Here is a 26,955-nt window from a genome sequence, read left to right as displayed (position 1 = left end):
CCGTTCGGAACGCTCGGAACCTGCTCTCCCGTACCCCTTTTCGGAAGTGATTCCCCCATGTCCCCGCTCGCCCGCATACGCGCCATAGCACCGCCCTCGGCCGTGGCGGCGGGGCTCATCGCGGTCACCGTCGGCGTGACCAGTGCCGCTGCCCTCGTGTTCACCGCGGCGCGGGCCGCTGGGGCGGACACGCGGGAGGTCTCTTCATGGATGCTGGCACTCGGCGTCGGGATCGCCGTGACCTGCGCGGGCCTGTCGCTGCGGTACAAGGCCCCGATCGTCACCTCCTGGTCGACGCCGGGAGCCGCCCTCCTCGCCACGAGCCTGAGCGGGGTGTCCATGGGGAAGGCCGTGGGCGCGTTCGTGTCCAGCGCCGCACTGATCATGGTGAGCGGTCTGACGGGATGGTTCGCGCGGATCATGGGCCGGATCCCGGTACCGCTGGCATCGGCTCTGCTCGGCGGTGTGCTGCTCGAGTTCGGGACGGGGCTCTTCTCCCAGATGGGCGGCAGTTTCGCGATCGCGTTTCCGGTGTTCGTGCTGTATCTCCTTGCGCGTCGGCTGCTGCCCCGCTACGCGGTCCTCATCGCGCTCGGCGGCGGCGTCGTCGCCTCCGTTCTCACCGGGGGCTGGCACCTGGAACGCGTCCGACTGTCGCTCGCGCAGCCGGTGTTCACGGCTCCCGAGTTCGACTGGAAGGTGCTGATCAGCGTCGGCGTGCCGCTGTTCGTCGTCACCATGGCCTCGCAGAATCTGCCGGGGGTCGCCGTGTTGCGCGGGTCCGGCTACGAGGTGCCCGTCTCGCCCGTCCTGACGTGGACGGGTGCCGTGCAGGCGGTGCTCGCGCCGTTCGGGGCGTTCGGTATCAATCTGGCGGCGATGACCGCCGCGATCTGCACCGGCGACGGGGCCCACCCCGACCGGCAGCGGCGCTACCTGGCGGCCGTGTGGGCGGGCTTCTTCTACCTGTGCGTGGGCCTGCTCGGCGCGACCGTCGCCTCGCTGCTCACCGCGATGCCTCACGCGCTCGTCCTGGCCGTCGCCGGGGTCGGTCTGCTCGCCACGATCGAGGCGTCCCTGGCCAGTGCCTTGTCGGACCCCGCGTCCAGGGAGGCGGCCGTCGTCACCTTCCTCGCCACGGCCTCCGGTGTGACGCTGCTCGGCATCGGGTCCGCGTTCTGGGGGCTGCTCGCGGGCCTGCTCACCAGCGTCATCGCGGCGGTGGGACGGCGGCGCCGAACCGCCGCATCCGCGCCCGCCCCGCAGCCGGTCACGGCAGCCTCGCGCACACCTGAGCGAACCTCCGCGTGAACACCGACCACGCCGCGACTGCCGCGCCCTCGTCGGCCACGGCCTCGGTGTGCAGCCGGTCCCGGTCGAAGCCCTGCCGGGCCAGCCGCTCCCGGTCCCAACCGGCGATCCGCCCGGCCTCGGCCTCCGGGTGGAACTGCACGCCCCAGGCCCGTGCCCCGACCCGGAACGCCTGGTGGGGGCAGGCCGTGCTGGACGCCAACCAGGAGGCACCCGGTGGGAGTTCGGTGATCGCGTCGACGTGCCGCTCGATCGCGGGAACCGTCGCGCCGAGCCCGTACAGCAGCGGATCGTCGGCGGCTTCGGGGCGCAGCCGGATCTGTGTGCTGCCGAACTCGGGCTGCCCGTGATGCGCCCGCACGCTGCCGCCCGCGACCTGTGCGAGCAACTGGCCACCGAGGCAGATGCCGAGGACGGGCGTGCCGTCGTCCAGCGCCTGCGCGACGAGGCGGCGGGTTGCCGGGAGCCAGGGCGCGCGCTCGTCGTCGTCCGGCAGGAAGCCGCCGCCGAGCACGAGGAGTGGCCTGCCGTCGAGCGCCTGGGGCAGGGCCTCACCCTCGTAGGGACGCAGCATTTCGAGGCCGATTCCCGCCTCGCGCAGCCAGGCCCCGACCCGGCCGGGACCGCCGCTCCTGGTGTTCTGTACGACCACGGCGGTCGGCGGGTCCGTTGCGTGCGAGGGCGTCATCGTCTCAGCTCCCCTGTTCGGCATCTGCGTTCGCTGCGTTGATCTCTACGTTGATCAAGGCAGCAGATCAGGTGCGACGGGCGACGTCAACGGTCCGTTGGCCGCCCTGCGCTGAGAGGCATGTCCCACCTCGCAGCCGCCGCGCCCCGCTTCACCGGCTGCCCGGCCCCGCTGAGCGCCGCTGCGAAGGCGTCCGTACACGGAGGTGTCCTGGCCCGGGTGCCCACTGCCGCCGGGGTGACGCCGCCCCGGCCAGCAGACACAGTCGCGCAGGGAAGGCTACTCGGCGGCAGTTTGCGGAGCCTCCTGGTTCACCACCCCGAACGGGATATGGACACTCGGCGTCGTCCGCGACGTGCCTTGAAGGTGACTGTCCTGGTCGTCGAAGAAGATGTGCGGCCTGAGCACTTCCATGATCGAACTCTTGTCGATTCCGCCGAGGAAGAAGGCATCGTTGACCGTGACACCCCACTGGTTCAGGCTCATGACCGCCCGCTCGTGCGTGGGCGCATTGCGGGCCGTGACGATGGACACGTGGACGCGGATCGCGTAGTCCGGATCCTCCTTGCGTCGTTCTTCCTCTCGACGCTGGAGCGTGTTCACTTTTCGCAGGAACTCCCGTAGCGGACCTGCGTCGTGCGGCGTGGCAACGTTCAGGGTCTCATGACTGCGGAAGCCTTCTATGCCGTCCTGTTGGAACACGCGCTCCGACGCATCACTGGCGAGAACCCCGTCGAAGTCGAAGGCGATGCGCAGGTCCTTGTCATCAGGATCGTCGGCGACGGCAGAGCCAAGGACGCGGCCTGCCGGCAACCCCGCGTCGGTGGCCTCGCGGACGTCGCCGTTGTCCGCGGACAGAAACAGCGACATGCGCAGCGCGCGCATGAACTTGTACGGCGACCGCCCCTGCATGAAAATGGCGCGGGTTATGGGCAGGTCGTGCGACTTGATGGATCGCATGACCCGAAGCCCAGTATCGGGGTCGTTGCGGGAGAGAATGATGACCTCGACCAGGGGGTCGCCTTCGGGGTTCAGATCATTCAGCGACAGGAGCCTGCGGATGAATGGGAAGGCGACTCCCGGCTGCAACGTCTCGTCGAGTTTCGCCCGCTGATAACGGCGGTAGCTCTCCTCTCCCTTCTTCCGGAAAACAGCATCTGATTCCTTCAGGTCGAAAAGGGCACTGGAGGCGATTCCGATGACCAGCCGGTTTTCGAGGCTGTAGCGCGCCACAGTCCCTCCCTGTCGTATCCCGGAGGGAGTACCTCCCTCGAGTGTGGCGGCCACTTTATCTTCGCGGGCTGTGACGCCGGTGTTTTTCGTCGGTTTGGCCGGCGGTGGGGAACGGGGGCGCGCCTGTGCCTCGGGCGGCGACCCACTTCCCCATAGCCACGTCTGTGGCCCCGGCTATTGCGGTGCGGTCGTGTATCTGCACTGAACCTCGGGAAGCCCTGCGGTCACTGTCGCCTGACGCTCCTCGTGATGCCGGCTGCGGCCGTCGTGGCGAAGATTTACCACGAGGTGATCAGAGGGGAGGTTGACCATGGGTGTACGCGGGTGGGTGTGAACGCTTCCTGCTGGCCGAAGTCGATGACGGGGAGCAGCAGATCTGCTGTGTGGGCGTGGCCGGCCGTCACGGCGACCGGGCGACCGCCGCGTCCGGGTACGGGTGCGCCCGCAGGGTGGCCTCTGGCCGTCCTCGTAACGGGCTACGCGGCATGCAGCCTATGAGCGTGGCCGTCGGCCGGGTTGGCAGCGCCGCGCACGCGTCGGACCGCGTCAGCCGTTCTTGCGCGTCCATTGGCTCTCCGACGTGGCCGGAACCGGCTCCTCGGTACCGGCCGGCTCGCCCCTTTCGACGTCGGACGCCCCAGGTCCGGCCGCAAACGGCTGCGATGAGGCCGCACCGACCGAACCCGGGGTTCCACGGTCCCGAGGCTTCATCTGCCGGCTTCCTGCGTACCGGAGGTTTTCACGACTAGCCTCCGCAGCATGCTGCGTATCGCCGACGCCCACACCGGCCGCCTCGTGGAGATTCCCTCCGCGCACCGCCACCTCCTGCGCATCTGCGTCCATCTACCGGCCATCGACAACGGGATCGGCGCGTTGCACCTGCGTGTGCTGCTGCTCGGCGACGTACTGGCGCGCACCGCCGAGCTGCGCGGCCTGCAGAGCCTCACAGCGCTCACCGCGCCGGACCTGCCGCAGGAGCAGGTTCAGGCGCTCGACCGGGTCATGGCTGTACTCGGCATCCACCCGCCTGCCACTGTCCGTGCTCACGATCCGGGTGAGGCACCGAGTGCCGCTGCCGACGTGCACGTGATCGCGCACGGTGCCGAGCAGCCGGACAGTGTCGGCGGGGTACTGATCGACGTGGGCCAGGTCGGCACGGCACCCCCGGAAGAGGGCGGCCCAGGCTCCCCGGACGCGGCCGTCCCAGAGGGACCGGATCCGCTGGCTGTCAGGATGTTGTTGCTCGGCCATGCCTACCGCACGCCGGTCATGGTCACCGGTGCCGTGCTCGTCGAGGCCCGGCGGACGCTGCGGCACTGGCGGCAATCGGTGGCCGATTGGGCGCAGGAGCCATCCAGGCCGATCCCCGCCGACCTACTGCGACAGGCTCATGCCGCGCTCGCCGACAATCTCGACTTGCCCGCCCTCCTGGACATGTTGCGCAGCGTGGAGGGGGACACGAGCGTGCCGGCCGGCGCGAAGTTCGAGACGTTCGCCTACCTCGACCGCGTCCTCGGGTTGGACCTCGCGCGCGAGGTAGGCCACCAGTACCAGGTGACACCATGACCTCGGGCGGCTCCCGACGCCTCGTCGTGCTGCGGCATGCCAAATCCGCTTGGCCCGACGACGTGCCCGACCACGAGCGGCCTCTCGCCCCGCGCGGCCGTCGTGACGCCCCGGCGGCCGGCCGCTGGCTGCGCGAGTCCGACTGCGTTCCCGACCTCGTCGTGTGTTCGACCGCCAGCCGTACTCGCCAGACATGGGACCTCGTCTCGGACGAGCTCGACGCCATCACGCCGGTGATCCATGACGCACGTGTCTATCAGGCGAGCGCCGGGGAGTTGCTCGGCGTCGTACGGGACATCCCGGCGCGTGTGCGGACGCTGATGCTGGTCGGGCACAACCCCGGCGTGCAGGACCTGGTCCTGATGCTCGCCGGTGAGGCGGACGGCTCCGCCCTGGAGCGGACGCGTGCGAAGTTCCCGACGTCCGCGATCGCCGTGCTGTGCCTGCCCGGTCCGTGGCCGGACCTGGATCCGGGTGCTGCCCGGCTGACCGGGATGATCGTGCCCCGCGGCGCGAAGCCATGACGGCACGGCGCCGACGTGCAGAGGTGCGTATGGCCGGTGGACACGGTCCGTGCCGGGTTGGCCCGCCGGGTGGTGGCGGTGGTGCGGCCGCAGGAAGCTCGGCTCCCGTGGCGGCCGACCGCCGCATTTCGACGCGGTGGATTACCGCGAGCGCCATGCGGTTGAGTGCGGGATCAACCGACTTAAAAGGCACAGGGCAGTGGCCACGGGCTACGACAAGCTCTCCGTCCGCTACGAGGCGACGGTGCTGGTCGCAGTCGTGAACGAGTGGCTGTGACCAGCACCGTCGCAACGGCCCTCAGACGACGTCGAATTCGTTGCCCTCGGGGTCCTGCATGGCGGCAGCGTAGAGCCCCGTGCCCGGCTCATCCTTGATCCGCAGCACGGTGGCACCAGCTTTGACCAGCCGTTCCACCGTAGCCTTGACCCGCTGCGTGCGGACGTCCAGTGGAACGTCACGGCCCCCACCGATGTTCAGGTCGAAGTGCCACCGGTTCTTGGCGACCTTCGGCTCCGGAACCTGCTGGAACCACACTCTCGGTCCACGTCCTGCGGGATCGATGATCGACTCCGGAACATCCCCGGCACCGGCCGGCAATTCTTCCTCGGGCACCCCCACAGCTGCCCAGTAAGCACGCCACGTGGCGTGCCCGCCCGGCGGAGGCTCAGGCACGTAGCTCAGGGCCTCGGCCCAGAAACTCACCATTCTCTGCGGATCGGAGCAGTCGATCGTCAGCTGCACTGTCATCTCCATGCTCGGAGCATCCCAGGGAGGTCTGACAGACGATCCACTTTCGCAACAGGCCTTAAAGCGTGCTCTGCGGTGCCAGGGTACGCAGGACGCAGAACTCGTTGCCCTCGGGGTCGGCCATGACCACCCAGCTTCGGTCTGGGTCTTGACCCGCATCAGTCTTGGTGGCGCCGAGGCCGAGCAGTCTGGTCACCTCGTCGTCGGTGCTGCCGTCGATCGGGCTGACGCCGAGGTGAAGCCGGTTCTTCACGGTCCTGGCCTCGGGCACCCGGATGAACAGCAGGGTGGGCGACATCTGGCGGGCCCGAACATCCTCGACGGTCGGTACCCAGGAGCCGATCTCGACCTTGACCTCATTCCGGTCGATCACTTTGAAGTCCAGGACCTCGCGCCAGAAGGCCGCAAGGCTCTCCGGATCGTGGCAGTCAACGGCCAACTCAGTGAACCTACTTGTCATGCCTCTCTCAGATAGTGCGGACGGGGCTAAGGGTATTGGCTCGTGCCACCCGTCCGACAAGTCCGGGATCTTCCTGACTACTGGCGAACGCACCGCAGGAAGGAAGCTGCGGCTCGCAGGTGACCACCCGCTGCCCAAAATCAGGGTGGACACCGGTGGCCGCACCCGTTCCCGGGCCAGCCCCGATCAACAAGATCACGAACTATGGCTGGGGTATCAGGCCCCGTGATTCGTCGGAAGAGTTCCTCTCGCACCCGTCCCGCCGCCACTGCCTCTGCGCCGCGCAGCACCGCGTCCGTACCCAGGGTGGAGGTCGCCAGGGCCGGAACGTGCGGGCCGAGGGCGGCGAGGGCCTTGCGCAGCGGTGGTAGGAGGTCGGGGTGGCCGGCCAGGCCGCCGCCGAGAACGATGAGTGCCGGGTCGAGGACGGCGTGGCCCGGCATGTCTGGGTGCCAGGGCCGGAGCCGCGGATCATCTGCGGTGGGGAACACCCCGCGCGCCCTCCCGCTGAGGCCTGCCACTTTGATTGACGCGTCAAGCATATTGTTTAATGATTGACGCGTCAATCAATCGGCTGCCGCGTGACACCGGATGTCCCGGGTGCCAGTAGGAGGAGTCCATGACGGCCACAACGTTCGAATTGGGGCTGAACTCGTTCGGAGAGGTGGCCACCGACGGCGACCGGCCGCTGAGCGATGCCGAGACCGTTCGCCTGTTGATCGAGGAGGCCCGGCTCGCCGAAGCCGTGGGGATCGACGCGTTCAGTGTCGGCGAGCACTACCGCGCAGGCCACAACGACAGTGCCACCCCCGTCCTGCTCGCCGCGATCGCCACCGCGACCGAGCGCATCCGGCTGGGCACCTCGGTGACCGTACTGAGCACCAACGACCCCGTGCGGCTCTACCAGGAGTTCTCCACTCTGGACGCCGCATCGAACGGCCGAGCCCAGCTCGTACTGGGGCGGGCATCGGCCACCGAGTCGTTCCCTCTGTTCGGCTTCGACCTCGCCGACTACGAAGAACTGTTCGAGGAGAAGCTCGACCTGTTCATGCGCCTCCAGCGTGAGGAGACGGTGACCTGGTCGGGCCGGTTCCGGCCGCCGCTCGTCGAGCAGCAACTGCGTCCCCGGATGCCGCCCGGTGGCATTCCCACCTGGATCGGCGTGGGCGGCAGCCCGAACTCCGTGGTCCGCGCGGCCCGCTACGGCCTGCCGCTCATGCTGGCCGTGATCGGTGGACGCCCTCAGCGCTTCGCCGGCCACGTCGAGCTTTACCATCGGACGCTCGAACAGTTCGGGCACACCAGGCAACCCGTCGCCCAGCACTCGCTGGGGCTCATCGCCGACAGCGACGAAGAGGCGGTCGAGACCTGGTGGCAGTACTGGCAACCGGTCGTCGCCGCCCTCGCGGAGGTGCGCGGGTTCTACAAGCCGACCCGCGAGCGCTACCTGTCGGAAATGGGCTCGGGCGCGCTCTTCGTCGGCTCCCCAGAGACCGTCGCACGCAAGATCGCCACGACGGCCCGCGATCTGCACCTCAGCCGTTTCGATCTCAAATACGACGTCATGCACCTCCCCCGCGAAGCCCGGGCCCGCACGATCGAGCTGCTGGGCCGCGAAGTCGCCCCCCGGGTGAGGGAACTGCTCGCGAAGGAGCCCAGCCATGTCTGATCTCACCTTCGGTCTGGACACGTTCGGCGATGTACCGGAGGACGACTTGGGCACCCCGGTCTCCGACGCGCGAGCCATCCGGCAGGTCCTCGATGAGGCCGTCCTCGCGGAGCAGACCGGCGTCGACGTCCTCGCACTCGGTGAACACCACCGTCCGGAGTTCGCGATCTCCACTCCGGAGACCGTGCTCGCGGGCATTGCCACACGTACCAGTCGTATCCGCCTCTCGTCCGGCGTGACGGTGCTGAGCTCGGATGATCCGGTCCGCGTGTTCCAGCGGTTCTCGACCGTCGACGCGCTCTCGAACGGCCGGGCCGAGGTCATCCTCGGGCGCGGCTCCTTCACCGAGTCGTTCCCGCTCTTCGGATACGACCTCGCCGACTACGACGCGCTGTTCGAGGAGAAGATCGAGCTCTTCGCCAAGCTGTTGGAGGAGAAGCCCGTCACCTGGAGCGGCAGCAAGCGGGCTCCGCTGGAAGGCGCTGACGTCTTCCCCAAGACCGAGTCCGGGCACCTGAGCACCTGGGTCGGTGTCGGCGGTTCACCCCAGTCGGTCATCCGCACCGCGCAGTACGGGTTCCCTCTCATGATCGCCATCATCGGCGGCAGCCCGGAGCGCTTCGCGCCCTACATCGACCTCTACCAGCGAGCCACCGGCACGTTCGGCACGACCGCTCACCCGGTCGGAATGCACTCGCCCGGCTTCATCGCCGACACGGACGAGGAGGCCCGGGAGCTGCACTGGCCGCACTACAAGGTCATCCGTGACCGCATCGGCGCGCTGCGGGGCTGGCCGCCGCTCCGCAAGGAGGAGTACGAGGCCGAGATCAAGCACGGCTCGTTGTACATCGGCTCGCCCGAGACGGTCGCCCGCAAGATGGCCCACGCCATCAAGGCGCTCGGAGTCGGCCGCTTCGACCTCATCTACACCGCGGGGGCACAGCCGATCAGCGCCCGCCTGCGCGCAGTCGAGCTGTACGGCAGCAAGGTGCTCCCGATGGTCCGCGACATCCTCGCAGGCTGACGCCCGCCATGAACGGAGCAGAAATGCACACCACCACCGTGCGCACGGTCGGCATCCTGGGTGCCGGGAAGGTCGGCACCGTGCTGGCGCGCCTGGCCCTGGCAGCCGGGTACCGGGTGCTCATCGCCGGATCGGGCGACCCCGCCAAGATCGCACTCACCATCGAAGTCCTCACCCCCGGCGCCGTCCCGGTCACCGCGGCGGCCGCTGCGGAGGCAGATGTCGTCATCCTCGCGCTCCCGCTCGGCAAGTACCGCACGATTCCGGCCGAGGCCCTGCGGGGCAAACTCGTCATCGACGCCATGAACTACTGGTGGGAGGTCGACGGCATCCGCGACGACCTCACCGACCCACTCACTTCCTCGAGTGAGATCGTGCAGGCGTATCTTTCCGGAGCGCGGGTGGTCAAGGCGTTCAACCATATGGGCTACCACGATCTCGAGGACGAAGCTCAGCCCGCGGGAACGCCCGGACGCAAGGCGATCGCGATCGCCGGTGACCCGTACGACCTCGCCACCGTCGCGCGCCTCGTCACCGCTTTCGGCTTCGACCCCGTCATGGCAGGTCCCCTCGCTGAAGGAGTCCGGCTCGAACCGGGCACCGAGCCTTTCGGTGCCGACGTCAGCGCCGAGGAGTTGCGCGCGATGCTCATCCGTTTCCCGGAGTCGCAGCGCGGACGGGCCGTGATCAGCGCAAGAACCGCCGCCTCGGCCCCGAACGATCAAGCAGCCTGACCGTCGACCCTGTGCTCGGCCGCCGGCGCCTCCGACCGCTCACACGGTTGACATGTCACCTAACTTGATCTTTAACCTCGAGGGTCGAACGACTCCTCGTACTTGATCACTCGGAGTGGTAACTGCCGTACATGCAGGCGGCCTTCGGCTGAGCATGTGATCCGACCAAGGAACACACAACGCCCAGCACGAAGGCCGTGGGGATGAGTCTGCTGCATCACGTCGTCCGGCAGGATCCGTTTGCGGAACTGTCACACTTCCGGGGTGAGTTCTGCTCCTGTCTGACCAGACGTGCGGACGCATTGTTCGAACTCGCGGACGCGGTGCTGTGTGCAGACGGTCCGGTCCGGTCGCTGGTCGAATTGTCGCTGGTCGGCGAACACCGGCGCGGGCACGGCGGGCTCTACGACGCCCTGGCCGCGGGCCGGGTCGATGTCGCCCGGCTGAGACGAGCCCTGGCCACGGTGCCGCTGCCCCGGGCGGCGGACGGCCGGCTGGTCCTGGCCGCCGATCTGACCTGCTGGCTGCGGCCCAGCGCCCACACCTCACCGCAGCGGATCCTGTGCCACACCTACGGCCGGGGCAAGGACCAGCACATTCCCGTTCCCGGCTGGCCCTATTCAGTGATCTGCGCGCTGGAGACGGGACGCACTTCCTGGACCGCACCGCTGGACGCACTGCGTCTGGAGCCGGGCGACGATGCCGCCACCGTCACCGCCGGGCAGATGCGTGAACTGGTCGAACGGCTCATCACAGCCGGGCAGTGGAAGGACGGCGACCCGGACATCCTGATCGTGGTGGACGCCGGCTACGAGGTGCCGCGTCTGGCCTTCCTGCTGAAGGACCTGCCGGTGCAGGTGCTGGGACGGATGCGCTCGGACCGCGTCCTGCACCGGACAGCACCGTCCCGAGAGCCCGGTGTCCGGGGCCGTCCGCCGTGCCACGGCGGCGAGTTCGTCTTCGGTGACCCGGCCACCTGGGGCACACCCGACGCGCAGACGGTGACCCAGACCCGTCTCTATGGCACCGCCACCGCCCGGGCCTGGAACCGCCTCCATCCAAGGCTGACCCACCGCTCCGCCTGGACCGCCCAGCTCGGCACCCTGCCGGTGATCGAGGGCACCGTGATCCGCCTGCAGGTCGAGCACCTGCCCAGCGGCGCGACACCCAAGCCGGTCTGGCTGTGGTGGTCGGGCACCGACGCCACCCCAGCCGACGCCGATCGTTTGTGGCAGGCGTTTCTGCGGCGCTTCGACATCGAACACACCTTCCGGCTGTTCAAGCAGACCCTGGGCTGGACCTGCCCGAAGATCCGCACCCCTGAAGCGGCCGACCGCTGGACCTGGCTGATCCTCGCAGTCTTCACCCAACTACGTCTGGCCCGCCCACTGGCAGCCGACCTCCGACGGCCGTGGGAGAAACCAACCCCGCCCGACAGACTCACCCCCGCCCGCGTCCGCCGCGATTTCCGGCACCTCCGCCCGAAGGCCGCCTGTCCAGCCGGAGCACCAAAATTCTCCCGCCCCGGCCCCGGACGGCCGCCCGGTCGCAAAAACACCCGGCCGACCCCACGCCACGACGTGCACACAGTTGGCAAAACGGACCCAGCAAAACGACGAACGAAGAAGCCAACGACCCCACGTCCACGCCGCACAGGTTAAAGATCAAGCTAAGGACTGTCCCGTAATCCCTGGCGGGCGCACGACGACAGCTACGGCACCTCGCCGCGTTGCCGGAACACCCGAATACACCGAGTATGAGGACGCCCCTCCGCCTTGCGATGCACCGCATCTGACGCCGCGCGCTGATCCACCAGGGATTACGGGACAGCCCTTAGGTTCTCCGACTCAGGTGACATCGCCCTGCGGGCAGACACTGTCGGGTCCACGGCGGTGCGGACGAACAGATCGGCTTACGGTGGCCCCACAGGCCTTCGACCGTGAGGCGTACAAGCGGCGCAGCACTGTCGAACGCTGCATCAACCGTTTGAAGAGCCGGCGCGGTCTGGCCAGCCGCTACGAGAAGGCCGCCACCGTCCACCGCGCCGGCATCTTTATCTGGTCCGCCCGCCGATCCGAGAAGGAAGACCTCAGTCCCTGATGGCTTTCCACTCGTGGGAGAGGACCGACATCACCAGTTCGTCCCGCCACACCCCGTCACGCAACTGGACCTGCCGCCGCACGCCCTCAGCAATGAAGCCCACCTTCTCGTACACCCGGCGGGCCCTGTGGTTGTCGGTGTACACGTCCAGTTGGATTCTGTGCAGTCCAATGCGCTCGAAGCCGTACCCCACGATGAGACGAGTAGCCTCAGTGCCCAGACCCCTGCCTCGCCCGCGAGGGCCGACCAGGGTCCGGAAGGTGCAGTTCTGGTTGGCCGGATTCCAGTCGTAGAGGACAACCTCGCCAACAACTTCTCCCGTGGCACGGTCTGTTACTGCGAGGTCAAGGCGGTCGGCCTGCTCACTGCGCGATCCGTACCAGGCACGCAGCCGTTGCAAGGTGAGCTCCGTTGAAGGCTCGAAGGTGTAGCGGATCACCTCAGGATCTTCGATGACGTCGGCGATGGCGGCTGCGTCGTCCTCTGTGAAGGGGCGCAACACAACCCTCTCACCTGTGAGAGTCGGCTTGTGAGCGAAGTCGGCGAGCGTACTGTTCTTCATCCCGGGATCCTTACTATGTTGACAGAGCCCCTGCAACGGCTTTTACGTCGGCAACCCGGGCGGCTCGTCGGACTCAAATCCCGCGCAGTACATGATGCGATGCGCCCATAGCCAGCTAGCCACCCAGCCCGGTGTCGAGCTTCTGTTCAGGTGCGCCTGCTCAGCGACCTGCCCGAACCTGGCGCCTCGGCAGGTCGTTGTTCGCCGCAGCGATGCAGGTCTGCCGGCGCTGTTGGTGTGGTTGAAGGCGTACCAGCGGTTGGGGTGTTCCCCGAGGGCGGCCGATGTCCCGGTGGTGGCGGCCGAGGCTGTCTATCCGCGGTCTGGACTCGGCGTGGCCGTGCTGGCTGAGGCTGTTTCGGCTTTCGTGAAGAGGATCTCGCGGGCCTGTTCCGCGGCGCGGGTGAGGCTCTCGGCGACGAAGTCGAGGAAGCGGGCGACGTTTTCCAAGCGGACGGCGGCCGGAGTGCCGGGGCCGAGGACGCTGACGCCCTGCCGTGAGATCTCGACCTGCTGGATGAGGGAGCGGGCACTGGCGACCATCGACTGGTACCAGAGGTCTTCGTCGATGACGTAGCGCTCGCGACGACCTTCATCGCGTTCCCTGCGGACGAGCGACTGGCTCTCCAGGAAGGTGATCGATTTGGAGATGGTCGCCGGGCTTACCTGAAGGCGCTGGACGAGTTCGGATGCCGTCAGGCTGCCGGAATCGGTGGTGAGGAGGCAGACCATCACCCGCGACATCATCTGGGACAGGCCCGATTGCATCATGACGGTGGTGAACAGCTCCTCGTACTCACGCACGGCCTCGGCGTCGCGTCCGTGTGGCTGGGGGAGCGGCTCCACCCCTCGGGACGAGCCAGGCTTGCGCCGGTGGGCTCGCCGTTCCGTGGCGCGGTGAGCCAGGTCCGCGCGGTAGCCGGTGGGGCCGCCGTTGCGCATCACCTCACGCGTGATCGTCGAGGTCGGCCGTTCGAGAGCTCTGGCGATCTCCGCGTAAGCGAGCCCGTCGGCCAGCCCCAGCGCGATCTGCTGGCGGTCCTTCTGGGTGAGCCTGCCTCCTGGCATCGCGGTCTCCTTCATGGCCCGTGGTGATCCTTGACGCCTGAGCATAGCGTTCACCTTCAATACGTTGCAACGAAAAGTGTGAGCCTGTTGCATTATCCGTCAGAGACATTGCAACAAATTCTTGCCCGTTACCTGCAATGATGCCGATCGCATGCAATATTGCTATTGCTGCTTCTGTGAACGCAACGTAGCTTTTCCTTCATCGGAAACAGCGGTCCGACGGAGGGCGCGCTGCAGACAAAGGAGTGCGTGATGCAGAAGTTCGACAGCCCCGCCCCGATCTCCGCCGTCCTCGACATCCCCGCGGGGCGCATTCAGATCATCGCCGCCGACCGGGCCGACACTGCGGTCGAGGTCCGGCCCGCGAACGCCTCGAAGAGCCGCGACGTGAAGGCAGCAGAGCAGACCACGACCGCATATGCAGACGGAGTCCTGCGGATCGAGGTCCCGGCGACGAACCAGTACCTCGGTCCCTCCGGATCCATCGAGGTGACCATCCAACTGCCCGCCGGTTCCCGCATCGAGGCGAAGGCGGCCAGCGCCGAGTTCCGGGCCGTCGGCCGCCTCGGCGACATCGCCTTTGACGGCGCGTACCACCAGATCAAGATCGACGAGGCCGCGAGCATCCGCCTCACCGCGGTCGACGGCGACGTCGAAGTCGGCCGGCTCAACGGTCCTGCGGAGATCAGCACCGCGAGGGGTGACATCCGGATTGCCGAGGCCGTGCACGGCAAGGTCGTGCTCCGCACTCAGTCCGGAGATATCTCGGTCACCGCCGCCGCCGGAGTCTCGGCCTCCCTGGACGCCGGCACCACGTACGGCCGCATCAGTAACGACCTCAAGAACGATGGCACCGCCGGCCTGAGCATCCACGCGGCCACCTCCCAGGGCGACATCACCGCCCGCAGTCTCTGACCCGCAGCTTCCAGAAGGAGCACCCCTCATGACCAGCTTGGCCATCGCGGCGAACGGGCTGCGTAAGTCGTACGGCGACAAGACCGTGCTCGACGGCATCGACCTGGCCGTCCCGGCCGGGACCGTGTTCGCGCTGCTCGGCCCGAACGGCGCCGGCAAGACCACCGCCGTGAAGATCCTGTCCACGCTCATCTCCGCCGACGGCGGCCAGGCCCAGGTCGCGGGCCACGACCTGAGCGCCGACCCGCAGGCCGTGCGGACCGCGATCGGTGTCACCGGCCAGTTCTCCGCCGTCGACGGGCTGATCACCGGCGAGGAGAACATGCTCCTCATGGCGGACCTGCACCACCTGTCCAAACGCGAGGGCCGGCAGGTCGCCGCCGAACTCCTGGAGCGCTTCGACCTCGTCGACGCGGCGAAGAAGCCCGCCTCCACCTACTCCGGCGGCATGAAGCGCCGCCTCGACATCGCCATGACCCTGGTCGGCAACCCCCGGATCATCTTCCTCGACGAGCCCACCACCGGACTCGACCCACGCGCCCGCCACAACATGTGGGGCATCATCCGCGAACTCGTCACGGGCGGTGTCACCGTCTTCCTCACCACCCAGTACCTCGACGAGGCCGACGAACTCGCCGACCACATCGCAGTACTTCATGACGGCAAGATCGCCGCCGAGGGCAGCGCCGAGGAACTCAAGCGGCTCATCCCCGGCGGACACATCCAGCTCCGCTTCACCGACCCGACCGCCTACCAGAGCGCCGCCACGGCCCTGAGCGATGCCTCCCCGGACGACGAAGCCCTCACCCTGCAGATCCCCAGCGACGGCAGCCAGCGCGAACTGCGCTCGATCCTCGACCGGCTGGACTCGGCCGGCATCGAGGCGGACGAACTGACCGTGCACACCCCCGACCTCGACGACGTGTTCTTCGCCCTCACCGCCAACACCACCGTGCCCAACCAGCCCAAGGAGACAGTCCGATGAGCTCCCTCTCCCTCGCCGTGCGCGACTCCTCCACAATGCTGCGCCGCAACCTCCTGCACGCCCGGCGCTACCCGTCCCTGACCCTGAACCTGCTGCTCACCCCGGTCATGCTGCTGCTGCTCTTCGTCTACATCTTCGGCAACACCATGAGCGCCGGCATCGGCGGCGCCGACCGCTCCGCGTACATCGCCTACATCGTCCCGGGCATCGTGCTGATGACCATCGGCAGCACCGTCATCGGAGCCGCCGTGTCCGTCTCCACCGACATGTCCGAAGGCATCATCGCCCGCTTCCGCACCATGGCCATCCACCGCGGCTCCGTCCTCATCGGACACGTCATCGGCAGCGTCCTGCAATCGATCGCCAGCGTGATCCTCGTCGGCGCCGTCGCCGTCGCCATCGGCTTCCGCTCCACCGGCGCCACCGCCCTGGAATGGCTCGCCGCATTCGCACTGCTCACACTCTTCGCCCTGGCACTCACCTGGATCGCAGTCGGCATGGGCATGGCCAGCCCCAACGCCGAGGCAGCCAGCAACAACGCCATGCCCCTGATCCTCCTGCCGCTCATCTCCAGCACCTTCACCCCGATCGACACAATGCCCGGCTGGTTCCAGCCGATCGCCGAATACCAGCCCTTCACCCCCGCCATCGAAACCCTGCGCGGCCTCCTCCTCGGCACCGAGATCGGCCACAACGGATGGCTCGCCCTCGCCTGGTGCCTGGTACTCGCAGCACTCGGCTACCGCTGGTCGGCAGCCTCGTTCAACCGCGACCCGAAGTAACCACCATGAACACGCGGGCCACCCCCCGCACCCCGTCCCACCCAAGGGCGGCGCACACCGACACCCCGTCGGCGTACGCCGCCCACCGGCATCCCCAGCCACCTGCCAGGCGCGCACCCCTGCACCGCCCGGCTGTCGGATAACCTCTCCTCATCCGTCGCGATAGACCCAGACATGACGTCACGTCAGGCGCGGGGTGGGGAAACGCTGATGGAGTCGACGCAGAAAAACGAAGGCGTCCTGACGGCGTCGCGGCCGTCGGCCACCAGGCGACCCCGATACCAACGCCAGAGATCCTCGGACACGGAGGGATCGTCGCATCCCGCTCTCCGTCCCCTTCGTCGTCACAGCAGACCGACCAGCCCTCACCCAGCCGGGCAGCGGTCCAAGGACACGGGCTCAAACGTCGCTGAGGACGTTCTGTACCGGCTTGAACACATGTGGATGGCCGGTCATCGGGCCACCTCGGGTTTGCGGCGGCAGAGGAGTGCGTGCAGCCCTTCGTGTTCGTACCGCTCCATTCGGTCCGACCAGTTGGCGAGCTGTTGCAGGTGTTCGTCGGTGAGCCCGACGTGCTGCCGTTTCGTAAGTTCGGCGGCGAGAGGTGCGATGATCGCGAGCCGCCCGCCGGGTCGCAGCAGTCGGGATGCCGCGGCGAGGAGTCCGGCCTGGTCTTTGACGACGGGGTGGACGAGCCGGGCGGTGATGAGGTCGTACGCGCCGGTCAGGTCGCTGATGTCGGCGCACTTGAAGGGAATTCCGGGGTGTTTCTGTTCGGCCTGCTGGATTGCGGCGTTGATCGGGAACCGGTGCCAGTGCCGACCCGAGCAACGGTCGGTGCACGCCGTCAAGTGAGCGGGGGAGCGCACCGAGAACTGTCCCCGGCCGGCCGACGTCTGCAGTGCGTCAGGGCCGCGGTCCGGGTCGGGCGATGAGTACGGACACATCGTCGTGGTCGTCCGGATCACACAGTGCTTCCAGGAGCCGGTCGCAGGTTACTTCCAGGGAAGGGTCGTGGCCGTCGAGTACGCGGAGGAGGAGGTCGAGGCGTACGTCGATGGCGTCGCGGCGTGTTTCGACCAAGCCGTCGGTGTAGAGGACCAGTTGATCGCCGGGGCGCAAGGGTACGGTGGTCGTTTCGAAGGGGACGCCGCCGACCCCGAGGGGTGCACCAGACGGTAGGTCGAGCAGTTCGGGGGGCCCACCTGCAGGTGTCAGCGCGGGGGGCAGGTGTCCGGCTACGGCGATTCGGCACCGGTCGCTGTGCGGGTCGTATTCGGCGTAGATGCAGGTGGCGATGTAGGGATCCAGACCGGCGGTGATCTTGTCGAGGCGTTGCAGTACCTGGGCGGGCGGGAGGTCGAGGTCGGCCAGGGTCGCGGTGGCGGTGCGCAGGCGGCCCATCGTGGCGGCCGCATCGATGCCGCTGCCCATCACGTCGCCCACCACGAGCGCGGTCTTGTCCTCCGCGAGGGGAATGACGTCGAACCAGTCGCCACCGACCTCGGTGGAGGTTCCGGCGGGTTGGTAGCGGGTGGCGACCTCGAGACTCTCGGGTGACGTCGGCTGCGGCAGCAGGCTGCGCTGGAGCGTTACCGCAGTGTTGCGGACGCTTTGGTACAGGCGCGCGTTGTCGAGGGACACTGCGGTTCGGCCGGCGAGCTCACCAGCCAGGGTGACGTCGTCCGCGGTGAAGGGGAGTTGATTGCGGCCGCGCATCAGCCCCAGGACGCCGAGTGCCCGGCCCTGAGCGGCCAGCGGTATCGCGAGATAGGAGTGGATGCCGACACTGGCCAGGACAGCGGCGGCTCCGGCGTCACGGGCGATGCGCGCCAGGTCCCACTCGTGCACGCGAGTCACCATGATCGGCTGGCCGGTCCGGACGCATTGGGTGGGCAGTCGGTCGGCGTCATAGCTGACCAGTTGGTCGGCCGTGCCAGCGGCGCCGGTCGCCTCGGCGAGGTAAGCGGCCTTCACAGCGAGGGTGCGAAAGAGCGCCGGGCCGCTGTCGGGTGTCGCGGGGCGGCGATCGTCCAGGGCGGAGTCGAGTACGTCTACGACCGCGACGTCGGCGAGCTCGGGCACTGCGACGTCAGCCAGCTCGTGGGCGGTCTGTCTCATGTCCAAGGTGGTACCGATACGGGCGGAGCCCTCGGCGATCTGGGCCAGGCGCTGCCGGGCCTGGGCCGCCGCTGTGATCGCGCCGTGCCGATCGGTGACATCCACCACCGACGTGGCGACACCGAGAACCTGACCGTTGTGATCCTCCAAGCGGTAGACGGAGACAGACCAGGCATGATCGTTGTCAGGGTCGGCCGGGGTGCGGCCAATGGTGTACTTGTCAACAAGAGGGCGTCCGGTCTCGAGCACTTCTCTGACCGCCGCCTCGGACGCGTCGACACTGGCGGAGGGCAGGACCTCGCGGAAGCCCCGGCCGAGGTGGTCCTCGGCAGACAGGCCGTGTATCCGTTCCATCGCCGGATTGACGGCCACATAACGCAGATCGGTGTCGAGAACCTCCAGTGCGACCGGTGACTGGGCGATCAGCTGCGTGGACAGCGCCAGGTCCTGCTCCAACTTACGCAGCGTCGACGCATCGGTGGCGATACCCAGAGCGTAGAAGTCGCCCTGCTTGTCCGGCAGACGGCTGCAGCGGAATTCCACCAGCCGCGTACTGCCGTTCTTGTTCCGGACGGGAATGAGCCCGGCCCAGCTCTGGCCGGTCTCCATCATCTGCTCGCACTTACCGGCTACCAGGTCCACGTACGGGTCATGGACCAACAGCTGAGCCGCGTGCCGGCCCAGCACTTCCTGCGCGGAGTAGCCGAACAGCTCCTCGGCCTGCGGGCCCCACAACACGAACCGCCCGGCCGTATCCAGCGCCACCACCGCCACACCGAGCGCATCCAGCACCCCGCTCGGCAACTCCAGCCGGAGGTCGGACGAGCCGCTGTCGACACTGAAAGATCCCGCTTCACTCATCCCAGGTGCTCCTTCCACCTGCCAGGGCGACGCGCGCCCAGCGCAAGCCCTGGAGCTGCAGCGCTGGGATGTTTTTCGTGCCTTTCTGGTGCTTCCATAGTCTCCTGAGACGACCGGCGACGCACAGCGCCGGCGAGGATGCGTGGTCACCAGGTGTGAGTCGTCACGGCACAGGAAGTAGCGCCGAGATTGATCATGGTCGGTTACCGCAGCAGCCTCCCCGGGTGGGGAACTTCCAGGAAAGATCGCTGAGCGGGCACGGAGCGCGGCTACGGTCCGGCCGTGCCGGTGGAATTTCTGACTGATGAGCAAGCCTCTGCCTACGAGGCCCATGGGCCTTCGGAGAGACGCCCACGCGTCCCGAGCTGGAGCGGTTCTTCTTCCTCGATGCCGACGACCGCGACTTGATCGCGCTGCGACGGTCCGACAGGTATCGCCCTTCCTCGCGCGGGTTCAGGCCCGCAGCCTGTGGTCATATCGTTTTCCTGGGTCGCCCGACGCGGTTGCCGCCGGCCGGCATCCTGGCTGGTGCCATCGACAGCTCCCACGTGTGGAGTGCTTTCAGGCCCGGATGCGGGGCTGCGGGGCTTCGCAGCCCCGCAGCGCCACCAGCAGGCCATGCCGGAGCCCCGTTCAGTGGGCAACTGTTGCACCCGACGCCGGCGAAGAGGGTTCCGTACAGCACCTTGCGGTCATCCGGAGCCCTCGGTCCGATCCGCGTTTGCGGGCACGCCACTGCCGGCCACCGGGACAGGAGGATGGCTCCTCACCCGCAGGCGAGCGAGTCACCGGCGGAGGCCAGGACCGCCTCGCATGCCGGCCGGCGCGTGCTCAGCCGCGGTAGGTCTCCAGCAGCCGCAGCCAGACTTCGCCGAGGGTGGGGAAGGCGGGGACGGCGTGCCAGAGCCGGTCGAGGGGCACCTCGCCGGCGACCGCGATGGTGGCCGAGTGCACCAGTTCCCCGACGCCGGGGCCGGCGAAAGTGACGCCCACCACGGTGTTGCGGTCGGTGTCGATGAGCATGCGGGCCCGGCCGCGGTAATCCTCGCCGTACTGGTGGGCGCCGGCGACGCGGGCGAGGTCGTAGTCGACGACCTCGATGCGGCGCTCGCTCTGCTCGGCCTCGCGGCTGGTCAGGCCGACGGAGGCGACCTCGGGGGTGGTGAAGACGACCTGGGGGACGGCTGCGTGGTCGGCGGTGGCGACGTGAGCGCCCCAGGGGGCGTCGTCGATGGGCTCTTCCTTGGCGCGGGTACCGATGACGGCGCCGGCGATCCGGGCCTGGTACTTGCCCTGATGTGTCATCAGAGCGCGGCGGTTGACGTCGCCGACGGCGTAGAGCCAGCCGCCGTCGACGCCGGTGACACGGAAGGTGTCGTCGACGGTCAGCCAGTCGCCGGGGGTGAGACCGACGGTCTCCAGGCCGACGTCGCGGGTCTGCGGGGCGCGGCCGGTCGCCAGCAGGATCTCGTCCGCGGCCAGCGGCCCGCCGTCGGAGAGCGTGATCCGTACCTCGCCGTGTTCGCCGCCCGCGCGGGCCAGGGACGTGACGGTGGTGTTGAAGCGGATGTCGACGCCTGCTTCGCGCAGTCCGTCGGTGACCAGTTCGCCGGCGAACGGCTCCATCCGCTGCAGCAGCCCGTCCTCCAGGACCAGCATGGTCACCTGGGAGCCGAGGGCCTGCCAGGCGGTGGCCATCTCGACGGCGACCACACCGCCTCCGACGACGGCGAGGCGGCCGGGCACCTTGTCGGCGCTGGTGGCTTCTCGGCTGGTCCACGGGCGGACGGTGTCGAGTCCGGGGATGGGGGGAAGGGCGGCGCGGGTGCCGGTGGAGACGGCGACGGCATGCCGGGCGGTCAGGGCGATGTTGTCGCCCTCAGGGGTCTGCACGGCCACCTGCTTGGGGCCGGTGAGGCGGCCGTGGCCGCGTATGAGGTCGACGGAGACCGAGTTCAGCCAGTCGACCTGGTCCTCGTCCTTCCAGTACGAGGACATCTTGTCGCGGTGTGCGAGGACCGCCTCGACGTCCAGCGGGCCGGCCACCGCCGGGTTGAGCCCGGGTACGCGGCGCGCGTCGGCACGTGTCACCACCGGGCGCAGCAGCGCCTTGCTGGGGTCGCAGGCCCAGAACGAGCACTCGCCGCCGAGGAGTTCGCGCTCCACGATCACGGTGCTGAGTCCTGCGGCGCGGGCGCGTTCGGCCACGTTCTCGCCGACCGGGCCTGCGCCGATGACGATCACGTCGTAGGTGCGGGTTGTCTCATTCATCACTGCTGCGTTCCTCACTGATTCGTTCTTCACTGTTTCGTTCCTCATTGCTTGCGTGGCTCGGTCGGACAATCCGGCGGCCCCGTGGCTGCCGGACCGCCCGGCGACGGGGAGCACCCTTGCGCTCGCCCGGCGGTCCGGTGCCGGCCCTCGGCCCGGACCGTGAGAACCGATGGGCCGGACCGGCTGCCATCCCGCCCGGACACGGCCTGTTGCAGCCCGTGGGCGGTGGCCTGTGGGGTTGTCAGCGGCCGGGGAGGCGCTGCGAGATCTCCTGGAGCACCCAGCCGTTGCCGTCCGGGTCGCTGAAGGTGAGGAAGGAGCCGTAGGAGGCGCGCTCCGGGTGCAGGCCGGCCAGTCGTTCCTGGCCGGGGCCGCGGTGGGTGACGTCCCCGCCTTCGTGGCCGTGGAAGAGGCCGTTGGCGTCGTGGAAGATCTCGCTGACCTCGATGCCCCGGCCGACGAGCTCCGCGCGGGCCTCCTCGATGTCGGAGACGATGAGATACAGGCCCTGGGACGAGCCGGGCGAGGTGGGCGTCAGCCCCTCGCCGAGGATGATCGAGCACTCGGAGCCGGGCGGCGTGAAGTGCACGACCCGGAAGTCCTCGTTGGCCGTGTAGTCCACGTCCAGGCGGAATCCGACCTTCTCGTAGAAGGCCTTGGCCCGGTCGATGTCGGAGACGGGCAGCACGATCATTTCGAGCTTCAGATCCATGGGGGATGTCCTTGTTTGTTGACGTCGGTGGAGTACGCCCAATGCGTCACCGGTAACGGGTAGTGGTCGCAGCCGGGGAGCCTCGTCGTCTTGCCCGCGCAGCGGGGTAGGCTTATCCGAATCACCGATCCACATAAACGGACCACTGATCCGAATATATGGACCACTGATCCGAATAGTCAAGGGCGACAGATGAGCGCCGACTCCAGGAAGAGCCGCGACCACCTGCTCGCGGCAGCGGGCACCGCCATCACCGAGCAAGGCGTCGATGTGCCACTGCGCAACATCGCGCGCAGGGTCGGGCGAGGGACTGCAGCTCCTGCGTGATCCGGACGCGTCCGAACCGGGCAGGGGCGACGACGGTGAAGGGCCGACCATGGGCGTGATCGGCCAGCGCGCCTCCGTCGCCGTCCGTCGCTTCCCAGCGGCCGCGGTCCGCTCCCGGGGGGCGGGCGGCTCGATGCCGGTGACCTTGACCACCTTGGCGAACTCGGCGTCTATCCGCTCTCGCTGAGCGCGCGCTCGAGTTCGCCGGTCCCCGCGTGCGCGACGATTTCAGCGACGGGCGCGAGGGCGGCATTCCCCCCAAGGCCTCTCGTTTGGATCATGAGGAATGGCTGTCGGTTGGCCAGACCGGACAAGGTGAGCCATGAACGAAGATGGGGGTCGGGATGGTGCTCGTCATCGAGTTGCGACGCGGGGTTTCTGCCTCCAGGGCCGGACGCAAGCCAGGCCCGCGCGCGGTCCCAGGGATGCTGGAGCGGAGAGTCGTCGACGATGAGTTTTGGACAGCCCTCGAAAAGCCTGGTAGGCACCGGCTGTCCAGCCTGACTGACGTCGATCCCTACGGACGGCGCGTGGGAGAGAGTGCTCACCACGCACGCTGATAGCCCGGGCCGACGCTGACGAAGACTCAACTGGGCGGTGTCGCTTGACTCCACGGTCGTACGAGCTCACCAGCACGCGGCTGGGGCCCGCAAAAAAGGGGCACCGGCCGGCGAGCCGGACGACCACGCCATCGGCCGGTTCCGCGGTGGGCTGACCACCGAGATCCACCTTGCAGCCGATGCCTGCTGCCGACCCCTCGCGTTCGTTCTCATTGCCGGACGGGCGGGAGATGCACCCGCCTTCGCCACCGTCATGGCCCGTCTGCGCGTTGCCCGACGGCGCGGCCGTCCGCGCACCAGGCCGGACGTGGTCCTGGCGGACAAGGCCTACTCGTCCCGTGTGATCCGCGACCACATACGCAAGCGCGGCGTCCGGGCGGTGATTCCGATCCCGGCGGATCGGCGCGGTCACCGGCTGCGCCGGGGCAGCCGGTGACGGCCGACCATCGGCCTTCGACCGCGAGGCATACAAGCAGCGCAACACCGTCGAGCGGTGCATCAACCGCCCGAAGCAGTGGCGAGGCATCGCCACCCGCTACGAGAAGACCGCAATCATCTACCTCGCCGGACTTCGCATCGCTGGCATCTTCCTCTGGTCCGCCGGTGATCCAAACGAAACCGCCTAGGCTAGGCGTGGCCGCTTGCCGTGCTGGTCAGGATCGCGCTTGCGACAATGTCGAAGAGGTGATCGGCGCGTGACGCGAGCGAGCGTTGATCGCCGACCCAGGCGAGCGCCGTGACCAGCGCGAACAAATCGGCGCCATCCATGTCGGTCCGCGCTGTGCCCGCGGCCTGGGCACGGGTGAGGAGCCGCGCGCCGGCCGATCGCAGAGTGACGCACGAAGCGTGGAGTGCGGACTCGGTGTCCTCGATGGCGGCTGCCATCAGCACGATCGCGCCCCGGTACTCAGTCGTCCACGCGACACAGTCGCGTAGCCACGAAACGAGAGCATCGGCGGGCGAGTCGGACGTTTCGAGGGCGCATGCCTTGGCGGTCAGCTCGTCGAAGCTCGTGCGGAGCAAGGCGTCGAGCAGCGCCTCGCGCGTGGGGAAGTGGCGCAGCAGCGTCGCGAGTCCGACATCGGCCCTGCGCGCGATGTCGCGCAGTGACACGTCGACGCCTTGCTCTGTGATGGCGGTGCCCGCTACTGCGAGCAGGTGGTCGCGGTTCTTCCTGGCGTCGGCGCGCATCTGGCCCCTCTTGACTATTCGGATCAGTGGTCCATATATTCGGATCAGTGGTCCACTTATATGGATCGCTGATCCGAATAAGCCTATCCCGCAGCGCGGGCAGGAGAGAACGATGCCGAAACACACGATGAGGGCGGTCCGGCTCCATGAGCACGGCGGCCCTGAAGTTCTGCGTTACGACGAGGTACCGATTCCCGAGCCGGGACTGGGTGAGGTGCTCGTTCGCGTGCACGCGGTCGGTATCAACCCCCCCGACTGGTACCTGCGCGACGGGATGTCCAACCTGCCTCCGGAGGTGAGGCCGAAGTTCAGCTTGCCCGTGATTCCGGGGACGGACCTGTCGGGCGTCGTCGAGGCCGTCGCCGCGGATGTGGACGGCTTCTCCGTCGGTGATGAAGTCTTCGGTCTCCTTCGCTTCCCCAGCTTTGACGGCAGCACATATGCCGAGTACGTGGCCGCGCCTGCGTCGGACCTCGCACTCAAGCCGGCCGGCATCGACCACGTGCACGCCGCCGGGGCGCCCATGGCCGGGCTCACCGCGTGGCAGTTCCTGATCGAGCTCGGACACGATCATCCGTCGCCCTTCCAGGCGGCGCAACATCGTCCGGTGCCACTCGACGCCAACGTGACGGTGCTCATCAACGGCGCCGCGGGCGGCGTGGGGCACTTGGCGCTGCAGCTGGCGAAATGGAAGGGTGCGCGTGTCATCGCGGTGGCGTCGGGCGCGCATGAATTGTTCCTGAGCGAGCTCGGTGCCGACGAGTTCATCGATTACACCAAGAGCCGTCCCGAGGAACTCGTGCGCGGCGTCGACCTCGTTCTCGACGCCGTCGGTGGCCCCGACAGCAAGCGCTTCCTCCGCACGCTCAAGCGTGGCGGCTCCCAATTCCCCGTGTTCTTCGGTGAATTCGACGAAGAAGAGACCGTGAAGCTGGGCGTCACGGTCACGGGCACCCAGGTCCGCTCGAACGGCGCGCAACTTGCCGAACTGGGACGCCTGCTCGACGCGGGCACGGTCCGCGTCGCGATCGACAGCACGTTTGCGCTCGCGGATGTCCGCGCCGCGCACGAACGCGCAGCCCGAGGGCACATCCAGGGCAAGATCGTGCTCACGGTCGCTTAGGAACGAGCCGTTTCGCCGATGCTTCCGGCGCTCGTCAGCAGGCGCCGTGAGCCATGACCTGTACGCACACGCCCGGCGCGGCGGTGACGTCTCCCGGGCGCAGGCCGCCGCCTTTGCCCGGTGGAGCGCGGCGGCGATCGGCGTGTCACCGTCGCATCGGCGGCTCTGGCCGGCGGCCGGCCGTTGCTCGCGCTGTCCACGGTAAGCATGTCGCTGTCCGTCTCGGCCCTGGCGCCGGTGCTGCTCCACGGGATGCTGTGGCCGCGGTTCACCAGCCGGGGCGCCGGTGGCGCCGGTACGGCGCCACCGCACTGACCCCGGCGCTGGTCGCTGTCTCGCCGCTGATCTCGGGCGCGGTCTTCCTTGACCTCGACTTCCGGCTCGCAGAGCAGACGGTGCCGGGGGCGGTGACCGTCCCCGCCGGGTTCGCCCTCGGCCGGCACGACAGCGTTCTCGACCGCCCGAAGGCCGCGGCAGTCGAGCAGCGGGACGAGGAGATGACCCGGGCGGAGTTCGCCGGGCCTTCCCGCAGACTGAATCACGGGACACATTCCGACAGCCGGAGGCCACCGCTCATCCGCGGTGGCTGCCGGCTGTTGTACGCCATCAACATGGGACGACGTGACGGAACGGCTGTCGCGGAGCCCAGTCCGAGACGCGGTGAACTGTGCGGCGGGACACATTGATCGGCGCCGCCTTCTCGGGCCGTGCACGGCTCTGTACACGCCGTTCCCAGCGGGCGCATGCTCCTGACGCGGCGGACTGTGCTCCAGGGACACAAGGCGCAGCGCCGTATCCCATCACCGCCCGCCTCGCCGGCGTCCTGGGGTGCCGGACCGGGCCACGGCGGACGCTCGCGCTGGGAGCAGTGGCGGGCACTGCGGGTTTCGCGCTGCTCGCCGTCTCGCACGGCAGCAGTGCCGCGGTCATCGGCTCCGGACTGCTCGTCGGAATCGCCATCGCCTTCGGCTTCGCCACGCTGCCGGCCGTCCTGCTCGCCGCCGTGCCACCGGAGCACACAGGAGTTGCCAACGGCGTCAATTCCGTCGCCCGCTCGGTGGGCAGCGCGATGGCCAGTGCTCTCGTCGCCACGCTCGTTGCGACCGGGGATCCGGGCCGTCCCCCCGCCGAGTCCCGCTTCACGTTGTGCTTCGCCCTGGCCGGCGCCGCGCTCGCACTGATCGCGGCCCTCGCCCGCTTCGGCATGACCCCGCCCCGTGGCGACACCGGACGCGGTCGCGTGCGGAACACCGCGAGCAGGCACGGGGCCCGAACCGGTCCGCAGCGCCTGAGCGAGCGGTCCCGTCACCTCCCCTCAGTACCTCTCGCATTCCGCACCCGAAAGGTGAACGACATGGCAACGATCCTCATCACCGGCGCATCCGACGGGCTCGGCCGGGCCCTCGCGGAGAACCTG

At 68.4% G+C, this 26,955-nt stretch carries 24 protein-coding genes and 3 pseudogenes; 16 read left to right on the top strand and 11 right to left on the bottom strand.

What is annotated here, in order from left to right; genetic code table 11:
• Positions 1-57: 57 nt before the first annotated feature.
• Positions 58-1,311 (top strand): benzoate/H(+) symporter BenE family transporter, encoded by a 1,254-nt coding sequence (locus OG878_RS00950; RefSeq protein ID WP_328884940.1) that lies wholly within the window; start codon positions 58-60, stop codon positions 1,309-1,311.
• Here the strand turns inward: OG878_RS00950 and OG878_RS00945 are convergent.
• Both OG878_RS00945 and OG878_RS00940 read right to left on the bottom strand, forming a co-directional pair.
• Positions 1,271-1,999, bottom strand: coding sequence for a type 1 glutamine amidotransferase (locus tag OG878_RS00945; protein ID WP_328884939.1), 729 nt, complete (start codon positions 1,997-1,999; stop codon positions 1,271-1,273). The genes OG878_RS00950 and OG878_RS00945 overlap by 41 nt on opposite strands.
• Positions 2,000-2,278: 279 nt before the next feature.
• Complete coding sequence (locus OG878_RS00940) at positions 2,279-3,232, bottom strand: 5'-nucleotidase (RefSeq protein ID WP_328884938.1); 954 nt, start codon at positions 3,230-3,232, stop codon at positions 2,279-2,281.
• A 759-nt stretch (positions 3,233-3,991) separates the two neighbouring features.
• Here OG878_RS00940 and OG878_RS00935 point away from each other — a divergent pair.
• A complete protein-coding gene (locus tag OG878_RS00935; protein ID WP_328884937.1) occupies positions 3,992-4,798 on the top strand; it encodes a hypothetical protein in 807 nt (268 codons plus the stop codon).
• The gene (locus tag OG878_RS00930) at positions 4,795-5,322 is read left to right on the top strand and encodes a SixA phosphatase family protein (protein WP_328884936.1); all 528 of its coding nucleotides are present in this window, start codon (positions 4,795-4,797) and stop codon (positions 5,320-5,322) included. Before OG878_RS00935 ends, OG878_RS00930 begins: the two co-directional genes overlap by 4 nt.
• Positions 5,323-5,620: 298 nt before the next feature.
• On the opposite strand, the gene OG878_RS00920 is transcribed toward OG878_RS00930, so the two are convergent.
• Together OG878_RS00920 and OG878_RS00915 are read right to left on the bottom strand one after the other, a co-directional pair.
• Entirely contained in the window at positions 5,621-6,076 is a 456-nt protein-coding gene (locus OG878_RS00920; protein WP_328884935.1) for a VOC family protein, read from the bottom strand.
• A gap of 52 nt (positions 6,077-6,128) precedes the next feature.
• A complete protein-coding gene (locus OG878_RS00915; RefSeq protein WP_328884934.1) occupies positions 6,129-6,530 on the bottom strand; it encodes a VOC family protein in 402 nt (133 codons plus the stop codon).
• 619 nt (positions 6,531-7,149) lie between these two features.
• On the opposite strand from OG878_RS00915, the gene OG878_RS00910 reads away from it, so the two are divergent.
• The 5 genes from OG878_RS00910 to OG878_RS00890 all read left to right on the top strand — a co-directional run bounded on the left by OG878_RS00910 (position 7,150) and on the right by OG878_RS00890 (position 12,057).
• Positions 7,150-8,199 (top strand): LLM class flavin-dependent oxidoreductase, encoded by a 1,050-nt coding sequence (locus OG878_RS00910; RefSeq protein ID WP_328884933.1) that lies wholly within the window; start codon positions 7,150-7,152, stop codon positions 8,197-8,199.
• Positions 8,192-9,223 carry an LLM class flavin-dependent oxidoreductase gene (locus tag OG878_RS00905; RefSeq protein ID WP_328884932.1) on the top strand — a complete coding sequence of 344 codons (1,032 nt, stop codon included), beginning with the start codon at positions 8,192-8,194 and terminating at the stop codon, positions 9,221-9,223. Before OG878_RS00910 ends, OG878_RS00905 begins: the two co-directional genes overlap by 8 nt.
• 23 nt (positions 9,224-9,246) lie before the next feature.
• Positions 9,247-9,957, top strand: a complete 711-nt coding sequence (locus OG878_RS00900) for an NADPH-dependent F420 reductase (RefSeq protein ID WP_328884931.1) — start codon at positions 9,247-9,249, stop codon at positions 9,955-9,957.
• A 203-nt stretch (positions 9,958-10,160) separates the two neighbouring features.
• A complete protein-coding gene (locus OG878_RS00895) occupies positions 10,161-11,618 on the top strand; it encodes an NF041680 family putative transposase (RefSeq protein ID WP_328884930.1) in 1,458 nt (485 codons plus the stop codon).
• 256 nt (positions 11,619-11,874) lie between these two features.
• Positions 11,875-12,057 carry a hypothetical protein gene (locus OG878_RS00890; protein WP_443049039.1) on the top strand — a complete coding sequence of 61 codons (183 nt, stop codon included), beginning with the start codon at positions 11,875-11,877 and terminating at the stop codon, positions 12,055-12,057.
• On the opposite strand, the gene OG878_RS00885 is transcribed toward OG878_RS00890, so the two are convergent.
• Positions 12,047-12,619, bottom strand: a complete 573-nt coding sequence (locus tag OG878_RS00885) for a GNAT family N-acetyltransferase (protein WP_328884929.1) — start codon at positions 12,617-12,619, stop codon at positions 12,047-12,049. The two genes, OG878_RS00890 and OG878_RS00885, sit on opposite strands and share 11 nt — an antisense overlap.
• Positions 12,620-12,931: 312 nt before the next feature.
• A complete protein-coding gene (locus tag OG878_RS00880; RefSeq protein ID WP_328891089.1) occupies positions 12,932-13,687 on the bottom strand; it encodes a helix-turn-helix domain-containing protein in 756 nt (251 codons plus the stop codon).
• A 252-nt stretch (positions 13,688-13,939) separates the two neighbouring features.
• Between OG878_RS00880 and OG878_RS00875 the strand changes: the two genes are divergently transcribed.
• Genes OG878_RS00875 through OG878_RS00865 form a run of 3 tightly spaced genes read left to right on the top strand, consistent with a single transcriptional unit; the run spans position 13,940 to position 16,369 of the window.
• Complete coding sequence (locus OG878_RS00875) at positions 13,940-14,602, top strand: DUF4097 family beta strand repeat-containing protein (protein ID WP_328884928.1); 663 nt, start codon at positions 13,940-13,942, stop codon at positions 14,600-14,602.
• 28 nt (positions 14,603-14,630) lie between these two features.
• Positions 14,631-15,587, top strand: a complete 957-nt coding sequence (locus tag OG878_RS00870; protein ID WP_328884927.1) for an ATP-binding cassette domain-containing protein — start codon at positions 14,631-14,633, stop codon at positions 15,585-15,587.
• A complete protein-coding gene (locus tag OG878_RS00865) occupies positions 15,584-16,369 on the top strand; it encodes an ABC transporter permease (RefSeq protein ID WP_328884926.1) in 786 nt (261 codons plus the stop codon). Before OG878_RS00870 ends, OG878_RS00865 begins: the two co-directional genes overlap by 4 nt.
• 452 nt (positions 16,370-16,821) lie before the next feature.
• Here the strand turns inward: OG878_RS00865 and OG878_RS00860 are convergent, their stop codons facing one another.
• The 4 genes from OG878_RS00860 to OG878_RS00845 all read right to left on the bottom strand — a co-directional run bounded on the left by OG878_RS00860 (position 16,822) and on the right by OG878_RS00845 (position 22,337).
• Positions 16,822-17,238, bottom strand: a complete 417-nt coding sequence (locus tag OG878_RS00860; protein ID WP_328884925.1) for a class I SAM-dependent methyltransferase — start codon at positions 17,236-17,238, stop codon at positions 16,822-16,824.
• 37 nt (positions 17,239-17,275) lie between these two features.
• The gene (locus tag OG878_RS00855) at positions 17,276-19,351 is read right to left on the bottom strand and encodes a SpoIIE family protein phosphatase (RefSeq protein WP_328884924.1); all 2,076 of its coding nucleotides are present in this window, start codon (positions 19,349-19,351) and stop codon (positions 17,276-17,278) included.
• Positions 19,352-20,182: 831 nt separating this feature from the next.
• Positions 20,183-21,622 carry a dihydrolipoyl dehydrogenase family protein gene (locus OG878_RS00850; RefSeq protein WP_328884923.1) on the bottom strand — a complete coding sequence of 480 codons (1,440 nt, stop codon included), beginning with the start codon at positions 21,620-21,622 and terminating at the stop codon, positions 20,183-20,185.
• 244 nt (positions 21,623-21,866) lie between these two features.
• A complete protein-coding gene (locus OG878_RS00845) occupies positions 21,867-22,337 on the bottom strand; it encodes a VOC family protein (protein WP_328884922.1) in 471 nt (156 codons plus the stop codon).
• Between the two features lie 192 nt (positions 22,338-22,529).
• On the opposite strand from OG878_RS00845, the pseudogene OG878_RS00840 reads away from it, so the two are divergent.
• Together OG878_RS00840 and OG878_RS00835 are read left to right on the top strand one after the other, a co-directional pair.
• Positions 22,530-22,652: pseudogene (locus OG878_RS00840) on the top strand (TetR family transcriptional regulator); the annotation flags it as partial.
• A gap of 597 nt (positions 22,653-23,249) precedes the next feature.
• Positions 23,250-23,850, top strand: a pseudogene (locus OG878_RS00835) (IS5 family transposase); the annotation flags it as partial.
• Position 23,851: 1 nt separating this feature from the next.
• Here the strand turns inward: OG878_RS00835 and OG878_RS00830 are convergent.
• Positions 23,852-24,415, bottom strand: a complete 564-nt coding sequence (locus OG878_RS00830; protein WP_328884921.1) for a TetR/AcrR family transcriptional regulator — start codon at positions 24,413-24,415, stop codon at positions 23,852-23,854.
• A 112-nt stretch (positions 24,416-24,527) separates the two neighbouring features.
• Between OG878_RS00830 and OG878_RS00825 the strand changes: the two genes are divergently transcribed.
• From OG878_RS00825 to OG878_RS42110, 3 genes and pseudogenes are all read left to right on the top strand, one after another.
• On the top strand, positions 24,528-25,538 hold the full coding sequence (locus OG878_RS00825) for an NADP-dependent oxidoreductase (protein WP_328891088.1): 1,011 nt from the start codon (positions 24,528-24,530) through the stop codon (positions 25,536-25,538).
• Between the two features lie 257 nt (positions 25,539-25,795).
• Positions 25,796-26,224 carry a hypothetical protein gene (locus OG878_RS00820; protein WP_328884920.1) on the top strand — a complete coding sequence of 143 codons (429 nt, stop codon included), beginning with the start codon at positions 25,796-25,798 and terminating at the stop codon, positions 26,222-26,224.
• Positions 26,206-26,769, top strand: a pseudogene (locus OG878_RS42110) (MFS transporter); the annotation flags it as partial. The gene OG878_RS00820 and the pseudogene OG878_RS42110, both read left to right, overlap by 19 nt.
• Positions 26,770-26,955 lie beyond the last annotated feature (186 nt).

Source organism: Streptomyces sp. NBC_00316 (genome assembly GCF_036158715.1).
Classification (GTDB): Bacteria; Actinomycetota; Actinomycetes; order Streptomycetales; family Streptomycetaceae; genus Streptomyces.
This window is presented reverse-complemented; position numbering and strand designations above follow the sequence as displayed.

Coding starts and splice junctions, on each gene's coding strand:
- OG878_RS00950 (WP_328884940.1), top strand. CDS start 58: ATGTCCCCGCTCGCCCGCATACGCGCCATAGCACCGCCCTCGGCCGTG.
- OG878_RS00945 (WP_328884939.1), bottom strand. CDS start 1,999: ATGACGCCCTCGCACGCAACGGACCCGCCGACCGCCGTGGTCGTACAG.
- OG878_RS00935 (WP_328884937.1), top strand. CDS start 3,992: ATGCTGCGTATCGCCGACGCCCACACCGGCCGCCTCGTGGAGATTCCC.
- OG878_RS00930 (WP_328884936.1), top strand. CDS start 4,795: ATGACCTCGGGCGGCTCCCGACGCCTCGTCGTGCTGCGGCATGCCAAA.
- OG878_RS00920 (WP_328884935.1), bottom strand. CDS start 6,076: ATGGAGATGACAGTGCAGCTGACGATCGACTGCTCCGATCCGCAGAGA.
- OG878_RS00915 (WP_328884934.1), bottom strand. CDS start 6,530: ATGACAAGTAGGTTCACTGAGTTGGCCGTTGACTGCCACGATCCGGAG.
- OG878_RS00910 (WP_328884933.1), top strand. CDS start 7,150: ATGACGGCCACAACGTTCGAATTGGGGCTGAACTCGTTCGGAGAGGTG.
- OG878_RS00905 (WP_328884932.1), top strand. CDS start 8,192: ATGTCTGATCTCACCTTCGGTCTGGACACGTTCGGCGATGTACCGGAG.
- OG878_RS00900 (WP_328884931.1), top strand. CDS start 9,247: ATGCACACCACCACCGTGCGCACGGTCGGCATCCTGGGTGCCGGGAAG.
- OG878_RS00895 (WP_328884930.1), top strand. CDS start 10,161: ATGAGTCTGCTGCATCACGTCGTCCGGCAGGATCCGTTTGCGGAACTG.
- OG878_RS00885 (WP_328884929.1), bottom strand. CDS start 12,619: ATGAAGAACAGTACGCTCGCCGACTTCGCTCACAAGCCGACTCTCACA.
- OG878_RS00880 (WP_328891089.1), bottom strand. CDS start 13,687: ATGCCAGGAGGCAGGCTCACCCAGAAGGACCGCCAGCAGATCGCGCTG.
- OG878_RS00875 (WP_328884928.1), top strand. CDS start 13,940: ATGCAGAAGTTCGACAGCCCCGCCCCGATCTCCGCCGTCCTCGACATC.
- OG878_RS00870 (WP_328884927.1), top strand. CDS start 14,631: ATGACCAGCTTGGCCATCGCGGCGAACGGGCTGCGTAAGTCGTACGGC.
- OG878_RS00865 (WP_328884926.1), top strand. CDS start 15,584: ATGAGCTCCCTCTCCCTCGCCGTGCGCGACTCCTCCACAATGCTGCGC.
- OG878_RS00855 (WP_328884924.1), bottom strand. CDS start 19,351: ATGAGTGAAGCGGGATCTTTCAGTGTCGACAGCGGCTCGTCCGACCTC.
- OG878_RS00850 (WP_328884923.1), bottom strand. CDS start 21,622: ATGAATGAGACAACCCGCACCTACGACGTGATCGTCATCGGCGCAGGC.
- OG878_RS00845 (WP_328884922.1), bottom strand. CDS start 22,337: ATGGATCTGAAGCTCGAAATGATCGTGCTGCCCGTCTCCGACATCGAC.
- OG878_RS00830 (WP_328884921.1), bottom strand. CDS start 24,415: ATGCGCGCCGACGCCAGGAAGAACCGCGACCACCTGCTCGCAGTAGCG.
- OG878_RS00825 (WP_328891088.1), top strand. CDS start 24,528: ATGCCGAAACACACGATGAGGGCGGTCCGGCTCCATGAGCACGGCGGC.